This is a genomic window from Paenibacillus sp. FSL E2-0190, assembly GCF_037992965.1.
Classification (GTDB): Bacteria; Bacillota; Bacilli; order Paenibacillales; family Paenibacillaceae; genus Paenibacillus_AQ; species Paenibacillus_AQ odorifer.
The window spans coordinates 1,297,121-1,319,039 of sequence record NZ_CP150306.1 but is presented as its reverse complement, the minus strand read 5'-3'; the positions used below and the strand labels follow the sequence as shown (position 1 = coordinate 1,319,039).

Sequence of the window (21,919 nt, the reverse complement as noted above, 5' to 3'; positions counted from 1 at the left end):
TGGGTTTTCAGGTTTACTTTATTGAATCCCCGCAGTTCCAAATGTCTCTTTAATAACTTTTTCGTATTCATCCCATTTAAAGCAAAAAGGGCCTATATCAATAGTCTTATTACCGGATTCTAATTTGAAATCTCTCCATATGATAAGATCCTCTTCTTTCTCAATAAATACGGATATAAAGCCACACTCTTCATCGCCACACCAGGGACAGACTAATATTGGGTACCTGTAGTACAAATATTCATGCATTTCGTTTAACAAAAAATAATTAATCATTTTCCTTTGATGCTCTTCACTACCCCACCCGAGGGAAGGAACCCTATCATATTTTTTTAACATTTGGTAAAGAGATCTACCATCAATTATTACGTCGGCAAAAATAGTATTTTTATTCCCCTCTTGATCCGGATCAAAACTATCATATCGGCTTGACGGTTTTGTTTGTATTTGATTTATTGTTTTCATGCTCCCTCCTTTAAACTCTTCACACTTATCAATTAAACATTCGATCCCTCCACACCATTCCCCTTCCAAAATATTGAATACACCGTTTCTCAGAATCGCATATAGCAACCGAAAAATAAATTCACACACAACAAAAAAGAGCTCCCAGAATGGAAGCTCTTCTTATGTAATTCAGAACGGAGAGAGTGGGATTCGAACCCACGCACCGCTTACGCAGTCTAACCCCTTAGCAGAGGGTCCCCTTATAGCCACTTGGGTATCTCTCCATGAAAATGGCTCCCCGAACAGGACTCGAACCTGTGACAACTCGATTAACAGTCGAGTGCTCTACCAACTGAGCTATCAGGGAACATTACAAGTGAACATGAATTAATTTATCATGATTTCAAGGTCTAGTCAAGCGGGCAAAATAATTTTTGTGATCGTTTTCAAATTTATGCTATTATTCGGCCGCTTGCTAGATTTTTTAAAGAGATTTCCATCCCTCTCCGTCTATAGATTACACCATTCTCCATCCTGCGGAAGCTGTACCCGATCCCCCAACGATTCCTTCTCTAAATGAGCTTTTAGCTTATCTCGGGTAACCAAACAATGGTTAATGGCGTCCATGTGCACAGCAATCACTTTAGTAGAAGGAGCATATTCACATAGGTCTACGACATCCTGCTCATTCATTGTAATATGGCATCCGCTTAAAAACTGCGCACCACCAGCATTCACAACGGTCACCTCAGGTTTAAAAACCTCCAATGCCATTCTCACCTTATCACACCAAATCGTATCCCCAGCCACATATAGAACAGGTTCGCCTTCCGCCTGAAACACAAACCCGGATACCTTACCCATAAGTTTACCAGTCACTCCAGTGCCATGCCGTCCATCAGTACGTGTTATAGTTATTCCATTAAACGTCAGTGAACCGCTAATTTCCGTGGTATGCTCAAACCCCTGCTTCGCTAATTTATCTCCATCTCCTTCCTGACATAATAGTGGTAGATCATGCGGCAACAAAGAAATGGCAGCAGCATCCCAATGATCCTGATGAAGATGTGTGACAAGAATTGCATTAGGACTCAGCCATTGTTCTACGGCTCCCGGCAAAGGAACGAGCGGATTGCGGCGATCATTTTCAGTATTAAAAATAGGCGGATTAGCACCCTGTTCACTCAACATAGGATCAATTAAAAATGTACTGCCACCATACTCTAGCCATAGGGTCGCGTTGCGGATATGCTGTATTTTCATCGGAAGCCCTTCTTTCTTTCAGTTATCTTCTGCTACAATTAATTATAGTTGGACCTTAAAACAGAATACATTGAGATTGGAAAAAGATTGGCCTGTTCTACTTTCACGCAGAAAGGATTTTAGATAATAATGAGTTCTTATTTTATAGATGATGTGGATTTTCGCATCCTGCAGCTTCTAATTGAAGATTCCACGATCAGTCACAAAGATATTGGGCAGCAAGTGCATATGACCGGTCAGGCTGTGGGCGCACGAATTCGCAAAATGCAGGACACCGGAGTGATTGAAGGCTACACGCTCCGCTGGAATCCGGATAAGGTTGGGGAGACTATTCATGCCTTTATTACTGTTTTTTTGGGTTCGAATACGGTTCACCCAGCCTTTCAGACATTCGCAAAGCAGCATGATAGTGTAAAAGAAATACATAGGGTCAGCGGAGAAGGCTGCTACTGGATACGTGTTCGTACCGGAAGCCAAAAGGAGTTGAATAGCTTTCTCGACGAACTGCTGAAGTTCGGAAATTACAGAGTCAATCTATCGATGGGAAAACTGAAATAAGTCTGTATCGGAATCGGATATGAAGCTACTATCGGACCCAGTTGACCTTATACTCAGCATAATCGCATATTTGGCATACTATCGGACCCCATTGCCTCTATTGGCACGAAAAACACCAAATATGAGCCTCTTTCGAACGAATAGCATCACTTGAGTCCGAAACCCTGCCCAAAAGGCTAAAAACTTGCCAATAGCGTCATTGGGGTCCGCAAGCCTCAGCCAATGATAGCTCGGCGATGTTGGTGTTGGTGTTTATGCAAGTGATTGGGTTACTCAAAGTCAATGAGCTTTCGCTTGCCCATAAGCTTTTATAGCAGGCCAGCCATCGTCAAAAACGCAGAGCAGCGATTCTCCAATAACCGGAGGATCGCTGCTCTGCTGTCTTTTTACTTATGCCATATTGTAGCTTCTACCGCGGTAGCTAATTCAATAATTCAGCTGCTCTAAGCAACCGTACAAGAATTACGGCGGCTTCTGCACGGCTAGTATCACTGCTAGGTGCAAAGCTGCCTGATGGTTGACCTTTCATAATGCCTTTTGCAACCAGGTCAGACACTGCTTCTTTAGCCCATGAGGAAATAGTTGAAGCGTCTGTGAAAACATCTGTAGCAACGATTGCTCTAGATCCTTCAGCTTTTAGATTCAGCAGCTTCATTGCTCTGGCTGCCATAACAGCCATTTGCTCCCGTGTAATAGGGGCGTTCGGACGGAAGGTTCCATCCTCATAGCCTTGAACCAGTCCTAAGGCTGCAGCAGCTCTGGCGTCCGCTGCATACCAAGATAAATCGGACACATCACTGAAGGTCTTCGTCGTGTTCGCAGCTACAAGACCTAACGATCGAATCAGCATAGCTGCGAACTCGGCACGACTGACAGATTTCTGAGGTGCAAAGGAATCTGTGGATTGTCCGGTCAAGATCAGTCGGCTGGCAAGTCCCTCAATCTCGTTTCTCGCCCAATGTGTAGCAATATCCCCAAAAGTCACAGGGTGCAGCGCAGCAACAAATACACCGCTCGCAATACTGCTCTTAACAGTAACCTTGGTCATCCCATTAACGGGCTCAAACAATGCAGGTACATAACGGAAGGAACCCGTCTGTTCATCGTAAATAAGGACTACACCTGTCTTCGCATCCAGTGCCTCCTTAAGCATAAATGTACGATCTACATAAGTGGTGCCGAACCCGCTTGCTGCTACAGAGGTTTTTCCATCCGTTACCTTTAGAGTGAAATTAGCTGGTATTCCTTGCACAGTAAAGCCTTGCTGCTTAGCTTTGGCAAACAGTTGTTCCAATCCTTTTCCGCTTAGCGAATTTACATTGAACTCCAGTGTGCCTGTCGACATTTGTGCGGCTTTGAGCACACTCTCCACAAGCTCTAACGGGAAGAGGTAGCTCATCCCTTCACTTTCAATAACAAGCACAGCTTTCGGGCTAAGTGCCGCCGCCTTACGTAAAGCATCTGCACTAAACCGGGCTGTGCCGTCACCGTTAGCTGATATCTCGATAACAGCTTGCCCAGCAGTCGCCTTAGCTTTTAGCAGCGCATCATGATTAGCTGCTGGCGTAGGTGCTGGTGTAGCGGTCGGTGTGCCGGTTTGAATAGGGTTCACTGACCCTGTAGGGTCTGTTGGACCAGGAGTACTTGTTGGTTCTGGAGTATTCGTTGGACTAGGAGTACTCGTCGGACCGGGAGTACTTGTTGGATCCACAGGATCGATCGGGTCTACAGGATCTGTCCCGCCAGGTGATAGCACCTCAATTGTATATCCCCTCTTATCGCTGCCCACAGTTACCGTGAAGTCTGTGATACCCGCTTTAATTCCATTAAGACTGTCGTTGGTAAATGTAGCAATCTCATTGCTCATAATATTTAGAGTAGCTTGTGCGGTAATATCTCTGCCTTCTTTATCTAGTACCTTAAGCGTAGCTGACTTACCCTGCTCTAATACCACAGGCCCGCTCTGTCCATCTGCTAGTTTGATAGAGAACGGTTTAATAGCTGAGGCTATTCCTTGATTTTGTTCTTTAATGCTTAAGTCAGGAGAGGCATTGGTCAGTAGGTTCATCCGTTCGCCACGAATAATCATGTTGTCGACCAGCAGACTCCCTTTCAGATTTTTCGTAACTTCTATACCGCTTGTACCTGCACCATCAAATACATTATTCGTCAGCACAACTCCATCAATGGAAGTGAGAGTATCTCCCTCTAGATCACCTTGAGCAATCAGCCCCGAATAAGTGCTGTCCAGTGCTGTATTGTTGCGAATGAGTACTTTTCCTTTCAGATCACTCTCACCAGCATAAAGCCATAACGCACCCAGATTCACGCCGTAACCGGAATCGTAACTGCCAGTTCTAAGCAAGGTATTTCGCTCCACAATCGTTGTTCCTTGGAATGGCTCGGCGGTGAAACGGGTGGACACTGCAATCCCGGCTCCATTAGTCACAGTGTCTTTTACCACGTTGTCCTGGACTTTGTTATCTTTCCCCCCAAAGACTACAATGTTATCCGCTAACCAAGGCAAGGATACCGTATTAAAACGTGCCGTGTTGTTATAGCTCGGTGTACGTTCCGTACCATTCACATCCGTCAACTTGCCGTCAGTAAACGACCACATTGCGATTCCATCATCCCCTGGATAGCGGATGTCACTTTGTTCCATCATGCTGTTGCCAGTCCCTACGGCAAAGTTAATTCCGTCTGCCATAAGATTGCGGATCCGCAGACCTGCCATGTACAGACCCTTCGTACGCGCCTTTTCACCCATCGGCTGAGTTAACCACAAGCCTGCTTTGGTATGTTCTATCCAAACGTTCTGTATAATCGAACCTTGGCCAAAAGCACCATGAAAAGCGTTGGTGATCGCTTCATCATCCCGTTCGTTAATGCCGCCTTCAATCATCAGATCGTAAACACCAACCTTACCGCCGTGACCATAAAACTTAGCTCCATTCAGAACCGTATACCACATGCCGGCACCACGTATTTCAGCGGTATCCAGATCCAGCAGACCCTCACCGACATTAAAGGTACCCGCCGGGAACCACACACCTTTACCTGTCGCATTCGCTTCGGCAAGGGCTGCCTTGAAGGCTGCGGTATCATCTCCCTCATCATTCGCTCCCGCTCCAAAATCCGTTACGGAAATAAATCCGTCCGGGCGAGCCAACTCAGGGGCAACCTGCTCCATATCCACCAGGTCAATGACGTAAGAAGCTGCGTTGTCTCCTGTTCCCTTCTCTAAGCGAATAGTTGCTCCGGCAGGAGCATCGCCGATCAGAGCATGGATTTCGTCAAAGAAGCGGTGTCCACTGCCTTGGCGAGGGTCATTTGACCATGGGTAGCTGCCATATTCCCAAGCATATTTGGATGTCAGCTTAAGCTGCTTCTTAACTCCATCCACATATAGAGTCAAGGTTTCTTCCGCACCAGCCCCATCTGGACTATCAGGAATAGAATATCGAAGAACGATGGAGTTAGCTGATTCTGCAAGCTTGAACTCTAGATAATCTCCCGTATTCTTTAAGGCCACCGCTTGTCGTCCAGAAGCCTCGGAAGCCATGCTGAGATATTTCCGCGACGAACCAATCAACGTTCCGTTTGTTGCCGCATCCTCAGCTTCATAGCTGATATATGGAACCGTTGCTCCACGGTATGTTTTGTTTACGCTGTTTTTTACGGTCAGGCTATCAAGGGTTACTTTACTCCAATCCACGTTGTCACTGCTTAGAGAAACCGTGTTGATGCCTGCACGAAGCTGCAGTTTTACCGCTACAGTCTTCCAAGAGGCAGACTTGCCAAGACTAACCTTGCCCCCTTCGTTTAATCCATTCACCTCTAGTGCCAGATCCGTTGCGGCAGCAGCGGTATTTTTGTATCGAATAACAGCATCGTATTCCCCAGCCTGCTGGGCGTTGACTGCAAACCGTATAACACGTTCCCCTTTGAATGCTTCTCCTCCTGCATAAATTGCATCAGCAGGGATAGGTAAGAAGCTCCAGAGCTCACTATCAGTTCCATTTGCAGCAGAACCAAGCTGAACAGCCGATGCGCTGTGAGAAAGAAGACCTGTTCCATTCGCACTTAGCAGAACAGCATAACCTAACTTCTCTTCCAGCTTCCATTGGGATCTTTCTGTATCTCCAGCAGCTAACAAGACCACTTGGCCCGATTCATTGAGTGAAAGATAATGTTGTGTCTGAACATTCATAATTCGTTTGCGTCCGTTTATCTCCTGCACCAGCCACTGGGATTGAGCCGCCACATCGGAAGCATCTGCATATAGGACAGCCCCCTCTTTTTCGGCCAATACTTTACCAGCCATGCCTTTCGGTACAATGGTTATGATGTTGGTATCATTTTGAACTGGAGTTGTTGTATTGTTATTGCGCAGTTCTCCAGATGGAGTAGTAAACTCCTGTGGAGCCGCCTCAAGTGTCCATAGTGCCGTACCCTCACTTTCTAGCAAAAGCGCACGTTCAGCATATCCTGTCTTATTGGCAATGTTTATTAATTCATCGTCGTATTCTCCAAAGAGACTACGAATGGTGTAATGTGTATAATCGGAAGCCAAGCTTACTTCCCAGGCGGATGCTCCGTCTACAGCAGGATCTGTACTACTGCTCTCCAAATATGAATAATCACCATTCAGCGTTAAAAAATGACCTGTTGCCCGGTTGGTGATCGTCTGTTTACCCTCCTGCACAGATACATTCCAGTGCGAAAATCCATTGTCTGCTGACGGCTGCCCGTACAGAACAACCCCATGCTCATTTTCGTATAAATACTCTCCACTGCTTGCATTCTTGAATCTTACAGGGTAATCAGGCAATGGCGGAGCAATCGCTTCAACCGCTTCAGCAGTAAAATGTGCACTGCTTTTTTCCGCTGTATCTGCAGCTTTACTGATTCGGAGAATTGGGTTGCCGTTATCATCCGGCGCACCATAGATATAGTGACCAGCCCATGAGCTCATAATGGTAGTCACACCGGACGCCTGCATATCAACCTTCCACTTAATGCTGGCCCATACATCGTACACTGTTTGCAAAGTCTGAACGCTAACTTTAGGATCAATCTCATCTACAGCCCCACCTATATGCTCAAGGGAGAGATAGCGTCCAGTGCCTTTATTTTTTATCTTCACCGATCCATTGCTGCCGGTTATTTCTTGCAGCTGCCAGACAAAGGAATCGTCATTCAAATCAAGTGGACCATAAGTAGCCTGGCCTACTGTTACATCCTCGTTCTCAGCAGCTAGAGGTGCAAGATTTTCGTTAGAGTGTGCAGATTCCAGGTCAGCATAGACAGCTTCAGTAACCGTCTTGGATTCTGGCAATTCCTCTAGTGCGGCTGAAGAAGTCAGCAAAGGACCATCCTTAAGATATTGATCTTCTCCATTTACAGCATCTAGCTGAAAACGGAACAAATCTTGTTTTTTCTCGGTGACCGGAACAAATCTCCACTGCGGACTGCCCCAACCTGGATTGATCACTCCGTACTCAGCATATTTAGTGAGGTTTTGAAGTGAAATATACTTCTCTGGGATTTTATTAGGTTCCTTGTCGAGAACGCTACTGATTACGTAGGTGTTGTTCCCAACATTTTTGCCTGTCCAGATGTATTCTCGTTCCACATGATTTCTGTCTGGAAGCTCTGTGACCTGAAGATGGCCATTTGGCATATTCATCGTGTTCATGTAATGGCCTGTTTTCTTGTTTTTGAACAGCTTGCGGCCGTTATATTTCTCCACGAGCCACTGATCGGAGCCGTCCTTCTGCATATTTCCATATTTTAAAAGACCATCAACACTCTCATACCAATAAAATGACTTCCAGCCATTCTGAATCCGGTAATAGGGCACTGTGCCGTCAGTCGGTGTGTTAGGATCTAAAAGCTGCCACTGAGCGCTCAAAGAAGTCGCATCCCCAATCGCACCCGCATGTTCTCCACCCAATGTAGACAAATAAATGCCTGTGCTTTCGAGATTCTGAAGCGTCTGGTAATCATCATAATCATCGGAATCATTAAAAATCCATTGATCCGACGGCTGACTTCCGCTAATCTGCAAGGCCTTTGCAGTACCTTCACTATAAGAAACATAATGATCGGTTGCCCCATTACGAATACGCTTATTGCCGTCATAATCTTCTATATACCATAGATAGTCAGAGGTGTTAGCGGCATCTGGTGTAATAATTCCATGCTTAAGCTCGCCGTTTGCGGATTCATATAAGAAATCTGTAGCCACTTGTGCATCCGTATAAGTTGCCAGACGTACAGGCTGTAATTCGGAAATAGGCACGATTCTCCACTGCGCGCTTGGATTAGAGGCTGAGCCCGGCCAGCTGTTAGATCGCACATTATTGTCATCGCTGAATTGTGGATTTAGCCATAATGGACTCCCCTCTTCAGTTAAAGCACTGTTACGAAGGGTAATGAAGCCCGTCCCATCAGGGCCTGGTGCATGCTCTTGGACCCATTCACTTAGCTTCACATGATCCATATCGACTTCCTGCGAAAAAACCCCAGCCCAGGTCACTTCATTTTGCTTAATATAATGACCTGTCGCACGGTTGCGAATCATTACTGTTCCGTCATCCGTCCCTGATTCAAGATACCACTGGGCCGCTTCATTGCTGACAGGCTGTTTACCGTAAAGAACATTCCCTTCACTTTCATACATTACCTGACCGGGGCGGAGACGACTCTCTAGCCGTACAGGTGCTGCATTTGGATCTATAAAAGCCCACTGCGGACTCTCAAACGTAACATTGATATCCGAGCTTACTTGCGCATAACCAAGCTGATTCTCCTCGTGGATAACCAATTTCCCCTCTGGCACAGTCGCACTTCGGATGATCATGTATCCATTGCGATTGGAAGTATCGATTAGCCACTGATCCGCAACACTTCCTGAACCTTGGCGTTCTGCCGCCTTAAGTGAATCCTCTTTGCCGTTGTTACCAGCCATTGTAATGTAATGGCCTGTCTTCACATTCTTGATTCGTGACAGCCCGTTCACCGTCTCAACCGTCCAATGCGCTGAAGCATCGGCTGGATTGGTCATGCCATAACGCACGATTCCTGCGGATGTCTCATATAAAAAGTTGTTTTTCCACTTATTCTTGATGAGTACCGTACCTGATGGAATTTGCTCAGCGCCTGTTCCTCCAACCCCTTCTGCTCCCACGGAACCACTACCGGTTCCCATTACAGGCAAGCTTGAAAAAATCAGCAGCAGCGCGAGCAGACCCGCCATTGCGGACCTGATTCGTTTCATACATGTGCCCCCTCTAATTAATATGGACTTCCTTTTCATATTAGTTTGGGAACGTTTACAAAACGATGTGCGATTTTATCCAGAAAAAGGTGTATTTGTACGGATATCCAATCCCTACAACCTTCATGAAGATTGACAAATCGGTTTAACGCGATGATAGTTAGTTTTAGCTACCCGCAAGGAGTAAACAAACGGAGGTACATATGAATTTCAAAATTGATTCGCCAAAAATAGCAGATCCAGACTCTCTTCTTCCTGAGCAAATATATTCGCTGCAAACCAAGGACGAATTCAGCTGTTGCAGCATCAGCGATACGGTTATTGATAATCAAGAGGCTAATAAGGTCAGCTTTGATCGCGTGATTTTTAAAAATGTAACGATTACGGAGTGCTCCCTAACTGGGATCGAGCTTATGGACGTGATATTTGATCGCTGTGATCTATCTAATGTGGATTTTACGAATGGCATTATTCATCGAACTGAATTTAGAAACTGCAAGCTCATTGGCACAGACTTTACAAGAGGCAGATTCCAGAATGTTCGTGTAGTAGATTGTATCGGGGATTTTGCTACGTTTCGATTCGCTAATCTGAAGCAGGTTTCTTTTGAGAACAGCTCATTAATGAGTTCCGACTACTATCAGTCAAATTTCCAAAAAATCAGCTTCAGCGAGTGTAATATGGATCAAGCCACATTGTCAGGATCAAAGCTTAATGGGATCGACCTTAGTGACTGCGAGTTCAGTGGCTTGATCGTGGATATCAAAGATTTAGAAGGATGCATCATTTCGCCTCAGCAAGCTGTTTCTTTTGTCGGATTATTAGGTTTGGTTATAAAATAAATAACTTCAACTTGCCCGAACATTTACCGCAGCGATAACGCTTAGGGTCTACTTTTCGCTTACGCGGATACTCCATGGCACAGGCACTGCATACAAGCTTATATCGATAGGGCAGCGGCTTCCGAGCTTTTGCACCCGGCAGTGTCTGACAGTAGCGGCTTCCGCCGACTTGCGCCAGCAGGCTTTTGAAATCAGCGTCACGATGCATATACCCTCGCTTAGCCAAATGCAAATGATAATGGCAGAGCTCATGCTTTATAATCCGCTCCGTCTCTTCTCTGCCAAACATGGCAAGCTGATGGGGATTAATCTCTATATTATGGCTTTTGGTAAAATATCGGCCACCCGTTGAGGACAACCGGCTGTTAAAGCTGGCCTTATGCCTAAACGGCACGCCAAAGCTGTCCCGTGATACCTGCTCAATCCACAGCTGTAGCTCTTCGTTGCTCATAGTTTCCATAGCGTTCTATCACAAGTCCTTTCCACGGGAAATAAGATCTCTACTTGAATTGTAACTTGTGCATAGGCTAAACTGTCAAGAAGGAAGACAAGTACGGAGGGAGAATGAACAATGCCGAAAATGCGGTATGTAATTTTGCAGCAAAATCAAGAATTACAATTCGTGGAAATGCCTGAGGAATATGCGTACCAACTAAGTGCGCTCAATTTACGCCTGAACAAAGAAATCGACAAGCTGACAGCCGATAATGTTCCGGATCTGCCCTTAGCCATCGCCGAGTGCGATTCGCTGGATCTGTTACGTGAGGATTACTCCCTGGAGTCCGGTCTGGATTATATCAATAGATTGGAACAAGCCTTCGCCTCTGTTCAAGAGCAGAAGAACTACCCACTGATCTCCCTGCTTACTGAGATACGAGCACTACAGGCTCAATTGGAGCAGTGGTACGAAGAGGAAGCAGAAAGCCTACTGTAATCCGCACCTTTAGGCTTATTTCTCCATATTCTAACTTACGTAAGTTGTTAGAGGAGGGATTCGCTTGCCACAGTGGCTCTGCCATCAGCTAATGAAAGCTTATTACAAAAAAGACCGCCGTCAGATCAAGCTGCTGAATGAGTGCTGGTTCTTTTATCGTAATTCTGCGGAATCGAGTAATGAGATGAAGTTATAGCCTCGGATGATTAAGATCTAGGTCATATTTAAAGCAGCGGATATCGTCTTTTAAAAAGACGGTATCCGCTTTTGTTAAGAAAGGGGACTTATAATCATGATCAGTAGAACAAGACATATACAGCTGTCTCCGGAAAGTGAGACTGAGGAAGAGGATAATTATAATCTCTATGTCATAGTCACATTCCCTGACCGCTCCCGCTGGGCATCGGATTTCTACACCTTCAAGAACATCGAAGCGATCCGACAAGACTACATCCAAAGTGGTGCTTGTCTAAATGGGGCCTACTGGAGTGCACCTAATTATCTAACTGTCGTGGATCATATTGATCGCAAGCGAATTGAAGAAATCGTCGATTTATATATTTCGGAAGGTACATTCGAATACGCCTTTGAATACATAGGACAGGTCACGGAGCGGGATCTGAAGATTATCGATTATCCAGAAGGCTTTTTCAACCCTTTAGAAAAGCTTGAGCACAGATACGTTATGCGGCAGTTCGCTGCAATTGAGTTTATGCTGGAGAATGCTGCACCAGAAACTATAGCAGTAATAAAAAAGATCATCGCAGAGAAACAATAAGACTCCGCCTTAAGAATCAATCCTTATTAAAACTTAGGAAATACATATTTAACCAAAAAGAACAGAAAACCAAAAAATATAATAATGTAAGCAGCATATTTAATAAAGGTAGATGCGACAACGCTGGAATCCGATTTCCGTTGTACCTCCCTATGCTCCACTTCAACACTTCTATCCTTATAGCCCGGTTCCATCAGCAATCTCTCCTTTCGAATGTTCATCTTTGATAGCCTCCATTAACCCGAGGCTTTCAAGATTGAATCAAAATTCTAGATTGGATTAAAAAAAAGACCGGAATTCTCTTCAGCTTTTCGAGCTGAGAAATTCAGGTCTTCTTTCTACTTACCCTTTAACCGAACCCGCCGCAATTCCCTCAACGATACGGTTACTGAGGAACAGGAATGTAATCAGGATAGGCAAAATACTGATCATAAGCGTTGCCCCGATCGCACCCCAATCCGTCGTATATTGACCAATGAAGTTTTGCACCCCCACGGTCAGCGTCTTGTAAGAATCAGAACTAATAAATGTGTTTACAAAAATAAATTCGTTCCAGTTATAGATCATATTAATAATGGCTGTAGTCGCGATCACCGAGCTTGTCATAGGAAGTATAATTCTAAAAAACATTCTGTTCACGGAACAACCATCAATTACTGCAGCCTCTTCCACTTCGCGTGGCAGTGCGTAATAGAAACCCAGCAAAATCATAATCGTTATCGGCATGTTAAAAGCGACATAAGACAAAATAAGTGACAAAGGGTGATCCGTTAAGCCAATCTTATTGAATATACTAAATAACGGAATAAGCGTGGAGTGAACAGGAATCATCATCGCTACCATAAACAATCCCAGTACGAACGAGCTTCCCTTCCATTTCATCCTGGTAACTGCATACGTAACCAAGCTCCCGAAGATAACCGTTAACACCGTAGCCACGATGGTAATCCATACGCTATTGAAGAAATACACGTTGATGTTCCCTACATTCCAGACCTTCGCGTAATTCTCCCAATGAGGATTCATCGGCAACGATAGAGCAGGAAGGTTGAACACTTCCTGATTATTTTTTAATGAGAAAAACAGCAGCCATACAAGCGGAAACAATTGCAGAACAGCAACGGCAATCAACACGATATATAGCAATGAGTAGCCTAATTTACGTGTGATCTCCGCACCTGCGCCGCCTGGCTTTGGCCCGATTTCTAGCCTTCCTGCAGTTCCAGACATCATGAAGCGCCCCTCCTTATGAGTATTGGATCGAATCTTTCGTAGCAGTTAATTTGCGAATGACCCAAGTAATGACGAGACAGATGACGAGCAGGAAGAAACCAATTGCGCTCCCGTAGCCAAAATCATAAGCCCGAAAAGCCTGATGATACATATAAGACGCCATCACTTCACTAGAGCCATTAGGACCTCCATCCGTCATAACAAAGATTAAGTCAAAATACTTCAGAGAACCTACAACGGCCAGAACAATCGTAACTTTAATGACTTCCATTGCGAGTGGAAGCTTTATTTTCCAAGCGATTTGTAAGGCAGAGGCTCCGTCAATCTTTGCTGCCTCTTCCAGAGAGGTCGGGATATTCTTGAGTGCTGCGTAATAGATCAGAATATAGAAACCAGCATATTGCCACAGAATGGGAATAAATAAAGCAAACAAAACTAATGTAGGCTCTGCAAGCCATGCAGGAGGATTAGCAAAACCAATGGATACTAATAAGCTGTTCACAATTCCGTTCGTCGGATGATAAATTCTTAGCCAAAGCTGCGCAATCGCAACGGACGATAGCAGCATCGGAATCAGATATATTTTGCGAAACAAGTTAGCTCCCTTGATCCGGGCGGCTAATACCATAGCAATTGCCAAATAAATAATGAGACTTAGGGTAGAAAACAACGCTAACTGCAGAGAATGCCAAGCACTATTCCAGAAGGTTTGGTCTGTTAGCAAAGCTTTATAGTTATCAAATCCGATAAAAGTCAGAGCACCTATGCCATTCCATTTATTCAGTCCATAATAACCCGTTAGAACAATCGGAATATATACAATAGCCAGAATTAGAAGCAAGGCGGGAAATACATATAACGCGATTATTTTTTTGTTAGACATCACTTTATCCAAAGTGTCCGACTCCTTTCCTTCATAAACCGTTTGAGGAAAGGCTTATCCGGCATCACGCTGCCGGATAAGCTAATTGTCCCCTTCGCCTAGTTGTCGAAGCTTTAGTTGCCTTTGGAGATGGCCGCGTCATGCTCCTCGGAATACTTCTCTGGCGTCACCGCTTTGCCAAAAAGAGCCTGGATCATATTCAGATGCGTTTCTGCTGCATTGGCACGCATTTGAACATCTGCGAATAAAGTGATGCTGCTAGCTTTGTTCATTTCGTTAAACAAATCGATGTAGAGCTGTGGTAGATCCAGTGTGGCGGTGTCCACCTTCGTAGCTGGAATAACGCCTGCTCCAGTTACGGATTGCTCTCCCCATTTGGATACGAAATACTCGACGAATAATTTTGCTTCTTCTTTTACCTCAGAATTCTCAGCAACAAATAATCCTACACCTGGTCCACCTACCCAGCTGTTAATGTCTCCCTTCCCGCCTTCCACTGTCGGGAATTTGAAGAAACCAACACTATTACGGAATTCCAGTGGAATTTCTTCATTCGTTGTGAAGTTTGGCAGATCCCATGATCCCATCATGTACATTGCCGCCTTGCCATTTACGAACTCTGATTTTGCCTCTTCATTTGATAAACCGTTGAATCCCTTAACAAATGCATTGCTGTCTACAAGTGATTGGACCTCTGATGCCGCCTTTACTAATCCTTCATCCATAAATGAGCCTGATCCACTGATCGCACCTGCAAGTGCCTGTTGGCCTGCGATCCGATCAGCCAGATACATATACCAAAGCGATCCTGTCCAGCGATCCTTATTGCCGAGAGCAATCGGTGCAATGCCCCCATCAGATAGTGTTTTTACAACTTGCTTAAACTGATCGTAGGTTTGTGGAACCTCAAGATTATACTTTTCAAAAATAGCTTTATTGTAGTAGATAGGTGCGATGTTAAACTCAAGTGGAAGCGCATACGTTTTATCGTTAATAGCATAAGCCTCTGTAGTTCCTGCGACGAACTTGTCTTTTAATTCACCATTCAACAAGTCATCTACAGGTGCGAACAGATTTCCTTCAACGTAAGGCTGCAAAAAGCCAGCGGCCCAAGTTACCCCAACGTCTGGCAATTCGTTAGAAGCAGATAATACCTTCAACTTATTTTTGTATTGCTCGTTGTCCAGAACCTCTTGCTTGATTACAACATTGGGATGCTCTGTTTGATATTCTTTAATGATTTGATTAACAATTTTATTTTGTCCGGCAGAAACACCTTCTGGCCATAAATGCATGAAGTTAACGGTGACTTTGTCGCTTCCCCCATTTGCACTACCTTTAGATTCACCTGCATTGTTATCTTTTTGACCACAACCAGCTGTGACAAGAACGAGGCACATCGTTAAGAACAATTTTGTCCATTTTTTATTGCGCACGCTTACAACCCCTTTTCTATTGTTGTCTAGCGGCCTTGTAACCGCTTAACTAGATTGTAGCTTGGATCCCATGATGTCGTAAGGTCATAAGGATTGGGACTAATACCACTATTATTGGATTCTTTCCTCCGTGGTCATGACGTTCTGCCGGTATTGCCCTGGACTAACATTTTCGAGTGCACGAAATACCTTCACAAAATATTTGGCTGTTTGATAGCCTACTTGTTCCGCGATTTCAGCAATAGACAACCGTGTGCTCACCAGTAGTTCTTTGGCTCGTTGTACTCTCCTTCTCGTTACATATTCACTGTAAGTCAGTCCCGTCTGCTCTTTGAAAAGGACGCTGAAATAGCTGGCATTCATGTGTAATTGATCCGCTATATCACGCATGGATATCGATTCGTGAAGATGTTCGTCTAAGTATTGGAGTGCCTCACGCACTTGAGTGCTATACACTTTCTCCTGCTGTACCGTTTCCATAAGCTTGGGATCGATCAGCTTCTCCATTCGTTCGATTCGATAAATATCATCCTTGCGTTTCAATGCCAGTTCCACTGCTCGGACCAGCTTCGTTTTGTCGAGTGGCTTCAGTAAATATTCAACTACACCAAACTGCAAGGCTTTCTGTGCATAGTCAAATTCAGGATGGCCGGAGATCACAATAACCACTGGAGGATGAGGCATTTCGTTCAGCTTTTCAACTAATTCTAGCCCTCCAATCTCAGGCATGCGCACATCGGTAATAAGCAGATTAACTTCGTTATTTTGCAGCCATGCCAGTGCCTCAACACCGCTTGCTGCGGTTTCGATGCGATATTGACCGGATGACCAGGCTTCTAATGTTTTACGAACCCCTTCTCTTGTTCTCGGTTCATCATCTACGATGAGTATAGTTTTCACGTGTTTTTCCCCTCTCCAGGTTCATTCGGTATTTCAAAAGAGATGCTAGTTCCATAACCTTCTTCACTTCGTATTTCAAGCCCGTCCGTATTGTCTACGTAACTGAGTTTCAGTCTCCGCTCTATATTAGCAATACCAATCCCAGTCCCTTTGGAAGACCTCATGCTCCCCTTCTCCATGGTGTGATAGATAGACGATATCTTTGCTGCATCCATCCCTGGACCATCGTCAGTTACCGTAACCAATGTATATCCCGGACGACTTGAAGGTCTGACAATTAGCATGACTGTCCCCGGTCCAACCCTTTGCTCTACGCCATGAAGAATCGCATTTTCGACCAGAGGCTGGATTAACAGCTTCGGTAGCGGGACACTTCGGCAAGCTTCATCTGACTCAATCCGCCAGGATAACCTGTCGAGCATACGCATCTCCATAATCTTCAAATATCTTTCGGCATGGTCGAGCTCATCGCCGATAGTCACCCATTCATCATCATCAGTTCGATTGATGACATAACGAAAAAGCCCCGACATATCAACCACAATTTGAGCTAATTCCTCCTCACCTTTTTCATCGAGGGCCCAGTAGAATGCTTCTAATGTGTTAAATAGAAAGTGCGGATTGATTTGAGCCTGAAGTGCCTTTAATTCTGTGCGACTCTGGACGATCTCCTTCTGATAGACGACTTCAATTAGTTCATTCAGAGAGTGAACCATCTGGTTGTAAGTATTATTGAGCTCATTGATCTCCATAGTGGTAGAAGTGACTGAAATCGGTTTCAAGGTTCCAAATCGTGAACCGCGCATCACTTTTATCAAATTCAGTATGGGCCGTGTAATCATCGTGGATAAAATAAAAGTAAAGATGAGAAACAATAAACTGCCAACAACACCGGATACGATGATCGCTGTACGAAGGACAGATATCCCCTCTGTCGTATAGTCAACTGGAGTAAGGATTACTAGCCTCCAACCTGTTGCCTTGGACTGCTTCTGAATTACAATGTAGTCTTCTCCGCCAACCTCAACCTTTTCTCCTCCATGATCCAGTATCTTATTTGCATTGACATTTACGGAAAAATCGGAAGAAATTTGCCGTCCCGCTTCATCAAATAATCTCATTAATTCACGCGTTTCCGCCTGTGAGCTGTCCACCTCATCCGTAAGCTGGAAGTAACTTTTCTCAATTTGAACCATAATATAGCCAGCTTTCGTGAATGAATGATCAATCAGCCTAATATTACGAATCGCAATGACGATATCCGAATTCCGCGGGTCAAGTCCAAACCATACGAGACGTCCTTTGCCCTCGTCCACCCGGCTGATCCATTCTTCGGATACTCGATTGTTCAGGCTGGCGTCATCAACCGAAAGTAATTTCTGATAATCACCTGCATACAGCTCAATGGAACGAATCCCTGTCGCATACGCCTCATATTTACGTACTTCCTGCTGGATGGTTTGACGTTCGGCGAAGCTGATCGGCTTTCCTTCAGCCTCTTGAGCGAGCAATCGCTGAATGGAGGCGTTGGTTGCCACTTGCGCCGTCAACGTATTAATCTGCCGGATCAGTACATCCAATTTGCCCGTTGCCTGAACTGCAGTCTGTTCAATGTGCTTCTCCGCACTATTGCGTAATAGAACCGAAACTTGCCCGTACATAAAAAAACCAACCGTGGCTAGTACGATCACCATGACAAACATAAAACCCAGGAAAATTTGATTACGCAATGTGTTTAACTGTCCAAACCTCGTCAATCTTTACACTCCCTTCCGCCTGATAAACTTGATTCCTCATCAAAAAAGATGACCCTTAAATCTTCAGGAATCATCTGCAGCTCTAGTTATTTGTTAATTCAGCCTTTGGATTATATGATATCAGTGATTAGTTTCTGAGCCCATATCCATATCGCGTTTTAATTTATCCAAATCAACCAAAAAAAACAATATAGAATATATACTCGTGCCTACCAGAGTTGCACAAAAAAAAACCGTACCTCCGCTGACCCGGGTATACCGGAATAGCAGTGTACGGCTTGTATTTTTAAATGTGGAGGTTCTAATTAAAACTACGGTTGGACACCCAAGAACCCTGCAATTTACGCAGCATAATAATTTGTCCAGTATGGTAAGAATCGTGTAGGATAAGGCTCATTACTTCTTCCCCTGGCGCATGACCCGAACCGCCCCAATCATACGCGCCTTCTTCCAACGCTTCAATGATTTCTCTAAGAGCAGCATGCACGTCCTTCAGGTCTGCAACGGCTTTCGCCCATGCTTCTTCTCCTTCAGCTGTTACAGTAAAGGTATCATCGTTGCTTTCAGCATCGGGTTGTTTGGGCAACCCCTTTAGCTTTCGCAGCAAACGCACCTTATAATAAGTTAGATGGTTAACCGTTTCCCAGATAGAATTGGCCGCCCCACCCTCTGGCTTCCAGAGAGCCTGTTTGCTATCCACACCTTCCAGCGCATCGCTAAGCGGCGGAGCCCAATCCTCGATATCCATGCAATAATCCCAATTTTGGAGCAAGACCTCACTGATTTTATTTTGCATGTTCAACCTCCTAAAAATTTGTGTAAGCATAAACTTCATGGTGTAGCTTCAAAAAGAACTACTTCAAAGCGAACTAATATGTAACTACTTAAACCATAATATAGTGGTTACAAAAGAAATGTAGCATATTTCCAGATTGTATTCAAGTAACTAGCTAAACTTATTTTTAACTGTTACAATGATTTGTAATGAGCGTTGAATCGGAAAGGATGAACAGACCGTGTTGTGGGAGGATTTCATTAACAGCTACTGGCGGGATTGGCGAACAGGAGATAAGAATAAAGATCGGGACAGGCTCGATGAAGAAGAATGGGTTTTTAAATGGCTGAAGGAGTATTCTCTTTTAGAAACACAGATGCCGAACACGATAGAAATGGCGCAGCTTAAAAAGCTTCGCTCACTACTATGGAACTGGGTACAGGCTATTGTGCAAGGAAACTCGGTGTATGGAGAAATGCTTGAACAGCTCAATATCTATTTGGACAAGGGTCCTGTTACACGGCGAATTGTATGGAAAAGCGAGGAGCAAGCGGAAATAAAGCTGTTGCCACTCCATAGCGGTTGGGAACAGGTGATGGCGGAGATTGCGGCGTCTTTTGCCGAGGCATTGCTTGAAAAAGAACCCACCAGATTCCGCATCTGCGAGAATCCCGATTGCCTCTGGGTCTATTACGATGATACACGCAACCGTTCCAAGCGATACTGCGATGACAAAGCTTGTGGCAACCTTATGAAGGTGCGGCGCTTCCGGGCGCGGAAGAAGGCTGAGTCTGAGGGGGAATAGAGTCTATAGGCTAATAGTTTATATTAAAACTCTTATACTTAATGTAAGCTTGTTCCGTGTAGGAAGAATAAACTTGAGGTTATTAGCGCAGTGTGAATTACGTACATTTTTCACTCTCTATGAATCCATTAGAGCCTATGGTTAAGCTGGTAGTGAGGGAGGCGTGATCCAACCCACTGTCAGATCCCCCTCGTGATAGCTTTCAATGATAATTCCTTTATCCATATTTATAATCCATGTATCAAATCCAACAGCAATAACATCATTGAAGTTGTTTATAATATTATTTAAATTAGTTTCCACTACCGGAAGATTGATCTCATTCCACACAATAAAATAGTTATCACGCAATAAAATAGATTCTATGTCTTTCAATTCTTCCGGCGTCTTAAAGGATTTCTTTTGATCAATAGATTCCCAGTCAATCCGCGCCCACTGTGTGAAATTAACTATACTCTCCATCATAGATACAATCTCGGACGACTTTTCTAAACTATATATTCTTGTGTTGGGACCTAAAGCTTCGATACACTCACTGTAAAGAGAACCTAGTGGGTTTTCTATTTTCACTCTTTTTTTCAGTTGCTCCATACGTAATAGCCGTGCTTGTTTATCACTCACTTTCTCACAACCTTTAACTCATCCTATTTTTTAGCGAAAAAAACCTGGCCTTCTCTAGATAGTTTTGTGCACGGAGCTTTATGAACTCGTAAAATAACTGCATTTCATACACTTATTCCGCATCCAAAGGGGATCATCAGGACTTTAATTGTATTCTGTACACTTAAAAACTATAAAATGTGCCCATAGAGTAATAAATCACAAAAATAGATGTACGAAATACAGTTATATCCTTTGGCGGGTTATTTGCAGGATTATAGTTGTACAAAATACAGTTAAAAGCTTCTGCACATCGCTCTCCTTGGCTCTTAATCCCCAACAACCCCAATATCCCTCCACCCGATCATGATCTCTTCAGCAATCTCATTCCCAATCTTCACTTCTTTTGTCGCAACAGATTGCCCACCCACTTTGTGGTAGAAATGAATCGCGGGATTTCCTGTTACCACCCAAGTCATGAACGAGCTATAATTTTTCTCCAATAAATTCTGTGCTACGCTTCTTATGAGTTGCCTTCCAAGACCCCTTCCTTGCTGTTCCTTAAGCAAATAGAGTGCATATAGCTCCGCATCATAGAGATCAGAGAGATCTGACCCTCTTCGCGCTCCTCCATTTGCAAAACCAATAATCGTCCCAGCCCCATCTTCAGCCACATACATAACCTCGTCTTTATTGGGGTTTTCAAAATTCCGAATCCAGAGCTTTCTTCTTGCTTCCACGGTGATTTTATCGAGAAACTCGTCCGAAATTAGCCCTCTGTACGTGGTTTTCCAACTCGCAGCGTGGACAAAAGCGATCCCGTCTATTTCACTAGCTGTTGCTTCTCTAATCTTCAATTTATTTCCCCCTCAGATTTCCGATAAAAGCTTCAGCTAGTCCAAGATTGACAGTACTTGCTTATGAATAGTAACTATTTAAGGATTCTCTAAAGACATTAATGGGCTCTTTATAATCAATAGGTTTATATATAATAGTGTTCAACCACTTATTCCTCTCAAGCAAGCTGAAATCACTTTGAGCTACCGAATTGTATAGTGTTATTTCATTCATTGTTCCAAGTACACTTTTATTATTTGTACGGGATATAGTGATTTCTCCGGCCTCTAGTAAATACTGATTTATGAGCTGCTTCTTAAAACCCTCCTGCAATAAATACTCCTTAAGTTCTATTCTGAACTTTTCAACCAATTTATCAGCTTGACCACTTCTTATTCCATCCAATAATATACATAACCGGCTTGCATCATGTACAAATAAAATATGTTTTTTTCTGAGTTGCATAATATTCACATGCCAACTAAAAAAGGAGGAGATGTCTTCTACTTCTACTGGAGCTACTTTCATATCTTTTAATAATTTCTGAGTATATCTTAGTACTAACATCGCTGACACGCTCCTTTGT

Annotated in this window: 20 protein-coding genes and 2 tRNA genes; 6 read left to right on the top strand and 16 right to left on the bottom strand. The window is 44.0% G+C overall.

All coding sequences use genetic code 11. From position 1 onward, the window contains the following. Window positions 1-18: 18 nt before the first annotated feature. From NST25_RS05645 to NST25_RS05630, 4 genes are all read right to left on the bottom strand, one after another. Entirely contained in the window at window positions 19-465 is a 447-nt protein-coding gene (locus NST25_RS05645; protein ID WP_038574166.1) for a hypothetical protein, read from the bottom strand. A 177-nt stretch (window positions 466-642) separates the two neighbouring features. Beyond that, window positions 643-731 (bottom strand) — tRNA-Ser (locus NST25_RS05640). 7 nt (window positions 732-738) lie between these two features. Further along, window positions 739-814, bottom strand: a tRNA-Asn gene (locus NST25_RS05635). Window positions 815-957: 143 nt separating this feature from the next. Further along, window positions 958-1,710 (bottom strand): MBL fold metallo-hydrolase, encoded by a 753-nt coding sequence (locus NST25_RS05630; RefSeq protein WP_248547870.1) that lies wholly within the window; start codon window positions 1,708-1,710, stop codon window positions 958-960. A 129-nt stretch (window positions 1,711-1,839) separates the two neighbouring features. Here NST25_RS05630 and NST25_RS05625 point away from each other — a divergent pair, with 129 nt between their 5' ends. Beyond that, on the top strand, window positions 1,840-2,268 hold the full coding sequence (locus tag NST25_RS05625; protein ID WP_340393456.1) for an Lrp/AsnC family transcriptional regulator: 429 nt from the start codon (window positions 1,840-1,842) through the stop codon (window positions 2,266-2,268). Window positions 2,269-2,689: 421 nt separating this feature from the next. On the opposite strand, the gene NST25_RS05620 is transcribed toward NST25_RS05625, so the two are convergent. After that, window positions 2,690-9,553 carry an S-layer homology domain-containing protein gene (locus tag NST25_RS05620; RefSeq protein ID WP_340393455.1) on the bottom strand — a complete coding sequence of 2,288 codons (6,864 nt, stop codon included), beginning with the start codon at window positions 9,551-9,553 and terminating at the stop codon, window positions 2,690-2,692. Window positions 9,554-9,756: 203 nt separating this feature from the next. Here NST25_RS05620 and NST25_RS05615 point away from each other — a divergent pair, with 203 nt between their 5' ends. Continuing rightward, a complete protein-coding gene (locus tag NST25_RS05615; protein ID WP_076129517.1) occupies window positions 9,757-10,395 on the top strand; it encodes a pentapeptide repeat-containing protein in 639 nt (212 codons plus the stop codon). Here NST25_RS05615 and NST25_RS05610 read toward each other — a convergent pair. Continuing rightward, complete coding sequence (locus tag NST25_RS05610) at window positions 10,385-10,846, bottom strand: SprT family protein (protein ID WP_081383508.1); 462 nt, start codon at window positions 10,844-10,846, stop codon at window positions 10,385-10,387. The genes NST25_RS05615 and NST25_RS05610 overlap by 11 nt on opposite strands. A gap of 120 nt (window positions 10,847-10,966) precedes the next feature. On the opposite strand from NST25_RS05610, the gene NST25_RS05605 reads away from it, so the two are divergent. The 3 genes from NST25_RS05605 (at window position 10,967) to NST25_RS05595 (ending at window position 12,107) form a co-directional block, all read left to right on the top strand. Continuing rightward, window positions 10,967-11,329 (top strand): hypothetical protein, encoded by a 363-nt coding sequence (locus tag NST25_RS05605; protein WP_036686808.1) that lies wholly within the window; start codon window positions 10,967-10,969, stop codon window positions 11,327-11,329. Window positions 11,330-11,393: 64 nt separating this feature from the next. Further along, a complete protein-coding gene (cmpA, locus tag NST25_RS05600) occupies window positions 11,394-11,525 on the top strand; it encodes a cortex morphogenetic protein CmpA (protein ID WP_094903512.1) in 132 nt (43 codons plus the stop codon). 96 nt (window positions 11,526-11,621) lie between these two features. Beyond that, a complete protein-coding gene (locus NST25_RS05595) occupies window positions 11,622-12,107 on the top strand; it encodes a hypothetical protein (RefSeq protein ID WP_248547872.1) in 486 nt (161 codons plus the stop codon). Between the two features lie 26 nt (window positions 12,108-12,133). Here NST25_RS05595 and NST25_RS05590 read toward each other — a convergent pair whose 3' ends face one another. The 7 genes from NST25_RS05590 to NST25_RS05560 all read right to left on the bottom strand — a co-directional run bounded on the left by NST25_RS05590 (window position 12,134) and on the right by NST25_RS05560 (window position 19,112). Beyond that, window positions 12,134-12,328, bottom strand: coding sequence for a hypothetical protein (locus NST25_RS05590; RefSeq protein ID WP_036686806.1), 195 nt, complete (start codon window positions 12,326-12,328; stop codon window positions 12,134-12,136). A 121-nt stretch (window positions 12,329-12,449) separates the two neighbouring features. Next, the gene (locus NST25_RS05585; protein ID WP_076129520.1) at window positions 12,450-13,340 is read right to left on the bottom strand and encodes a carbohydrate ABC transporter permease; all 891 of its coding nucleotides are present in this window, start codon (window positions 13,338-13,340) and stop codon (window positions 12,450-12,452) included. A gap of 13 nt (window positions 13,341-13,353) precedes the next feature. After that, on the bottom strand, window positions 13,354-14,235 hold the full coding sequence (locus NST25_RS05580; protein WP_036686803.1) for a sugar ABC transporter permease: 882 nt from the start codon (window positions 14,233-14,235) through the stop codon (window positions 13,354-13,356). A 101-nt stretch (window positions 14,236-14,336) separates the two neighbouring features. Continuing rightward, window positions 14,337-15,659, bottom strand: coding sequence for an extracellular solute-binding protein (locus NST25_RS05575; protein WP_340393454.1), 1,323 nt, complete (start codon window positions 15,657-15,659; stop codon window positions 14,337-14,339). Between the two features lie 111 nt (window positions 15,660-15,770). Beyond that, window positions 15,771-16,559: a response regulator gene (locus NST25_RS05570; protein ID WP_038569070.1), complete on the bottom strand. Its 789-nt coding sequence runs from the start codon at window positions 16,557-16,559 to the stop codon at window positions 15,771-15,773. Next, entirely contained in the window at window positions 16,556-18,316 is a 1,761-nt protein-coding gene (locus NST25_RS05565; protein WP_038569068.1) for a sensor histidine kinase, read from the bottom strand. The genes NST25_RS05570 and NST25_RS05565 overlap by 4 nt, the downstream gene beginning before the upstream one ends. 301 nt (window positions 18,317-18,617) lie before the next feature. After that, window positions 18,618-19,112 carry a DinB family protein gene (locus tag NST25_RS05560; RefSeq protein ID WP_036686798.1) on the bottom strand — a complete coding sequence of 165 codons (495 nt, stop codon included), beginning with the start codon at window positions 19,110-19,112 and terminating at the stop codon, window positions 18,618-18,620. Between the two features lie 220 nt (window positions 19,113-19,332). Between NST25_RS05560 and NST25_RS05555 the strand changes: the two genes are divergently transcribed. Further along, window positions 19,333-19,896 carry a CGNR zinc finger domain-containing protein gene (locus NST25_RS05555; RefSeq protein ID WP_340393453.1) on the top strand — a complete coding sequence of 188 codons (564 nt, stop codon included), beginning with the start codon at window positions 19,333-19,335 and terminating at the stop codon, window positions 19,894-19,896. A 141-nt stretch (window positions 19,897-20,037) separates the two neighbouring features. Here NST25_RS05555 and NST25_RS05550 read toward each other — a convergent pair whose 3' ends face one another. The 3 genes from NST25_RS05550 to NST25_RS05540 all read right to left on the bottom strand — a co-directional run bounded on the left by NST25_RS05550 (window position 20,038) and on the right by NST25_RS05540 (window position 21,900). Continuing rightward, window positions 20,038-20,517 (bottom strand): hypothetical protein, encoded by a 480-nt coding sequence (locus NST25_RS05550; RefSeq protein ID WP_076303353.1) that lies wholly within the window; start codon window positions 20,515-20,517, stop codon window positions 20,038-20,040. A gap of 308 nt (window positions 20,518-20,825) precedes the next feature. Then, window positions 20,826-21,353: a GNAT family N-acetyltransferase gene (locus NST25_RS05545; protein WP_340393451.1), complete on the bottom strand. Its 528-nt coding sequence runs from the start codon at window positions 21,351-21,353 to the stop codon at window positions 20,826-20,828. A gap of 61 nt (window positions 21,354-21,414) precedes the next feature. Further along, window positions 21,415-21,900: a hypothetical protein gene (locus NST25_RS05540; protein ID WP_076129525.1), complete on the bottom strand. Its 486-nt coding sequence runs from the start codon at window positions 21,898-21,900 to the stop codon at window positions 21,415-21,417. Window positions 21,901-21,919: the final 19 nt, after the last annotated feature.

Bases quoted from the DNA above. Each gene is read 5' to 3' on its own strand.
- NST25_RS05610 (WP_081383508.1), bottom strand. From the start codon at position 10,846: ATGAGCAACGAAGAGCTACAGCTGTGGATTGAGCAGGTATCACGGGAC.
- NST25_RS05590 (WP_036686806.1), bottom strand. From the start codon at position 12,328: ATGAACATTCGAAAGGAGAGATTGCTGATGGAACCGGGCTATAAGGAT.
- NST25_RS05595 (WP_248547872.1), top strand. From the start codon at position 11,622: ATGATCAGTAGAACAAGACATATACAGCTGTCTCCGGAAAGTGAGACT.
- NST25_RS05540 (WP_076129525.1), bottom strand. From the start codon at position 21,900: ATGTTAGTACTAAGATATACTCAGAAATTATTAAAAGATATGAAAGTA.
- NST25_RS05625 (WP_340393456.1), top strand. From the start codon at position 1,840: ATGAGTTCTTATTTTATAGATGATGTGGATTTTCGCATCCTGCAGCTT.
- NST25_RS05585 (WP_076129520.1), bottom strand. From the start codon at position 13,340: ATGATGTCTGGAACTGCAGGAAGGCTAGAAATCGGGCCAAAGCCAGGC.
- NST25_RS05620 (WP_340393455.1), bottom strand. From the start codon at position 9,553: ATGAAACGAATCAGGTCCGCAATGGCGGGTCTGCTCGCGCTGCTGCTG.
- NST25_RS05605 (WP_036686808.1), top strand. From the start codon at position 10,967: ATGCCGAAAATGCGGTATGTAATTTTGCAGCAAAATCAAGAATTACAA.
- NST25_RS05645 (WP_038574166.1), bottom strand. From the start codon at position 465: ATGAAAACAATAAATCAAATACAAACAAAACCGTCAAGCCGATATGAT.
- NST25_RS05615 (WP_076129517.1), top strand. From the start codon at position 9,757: ATGAATTTCAAAATTGATTCGCCAAAAATAGCAGATCCAGACTCTCTT.
- NST25_RS05630 (WP_248547870.1), bottom strand. From the start codon at position 1,710: ATGAAAATACAGCATATCCGCAACGCGACCCTATGGCTAGAGTATGGT.
- NST25_RS05560 (WP_036686798.1), bottom strand. From the start codon at position 19,112: ATGCAAAATAAAATCAGTGAGGTCTTGCTCCAAAATTGGGATTATTGC.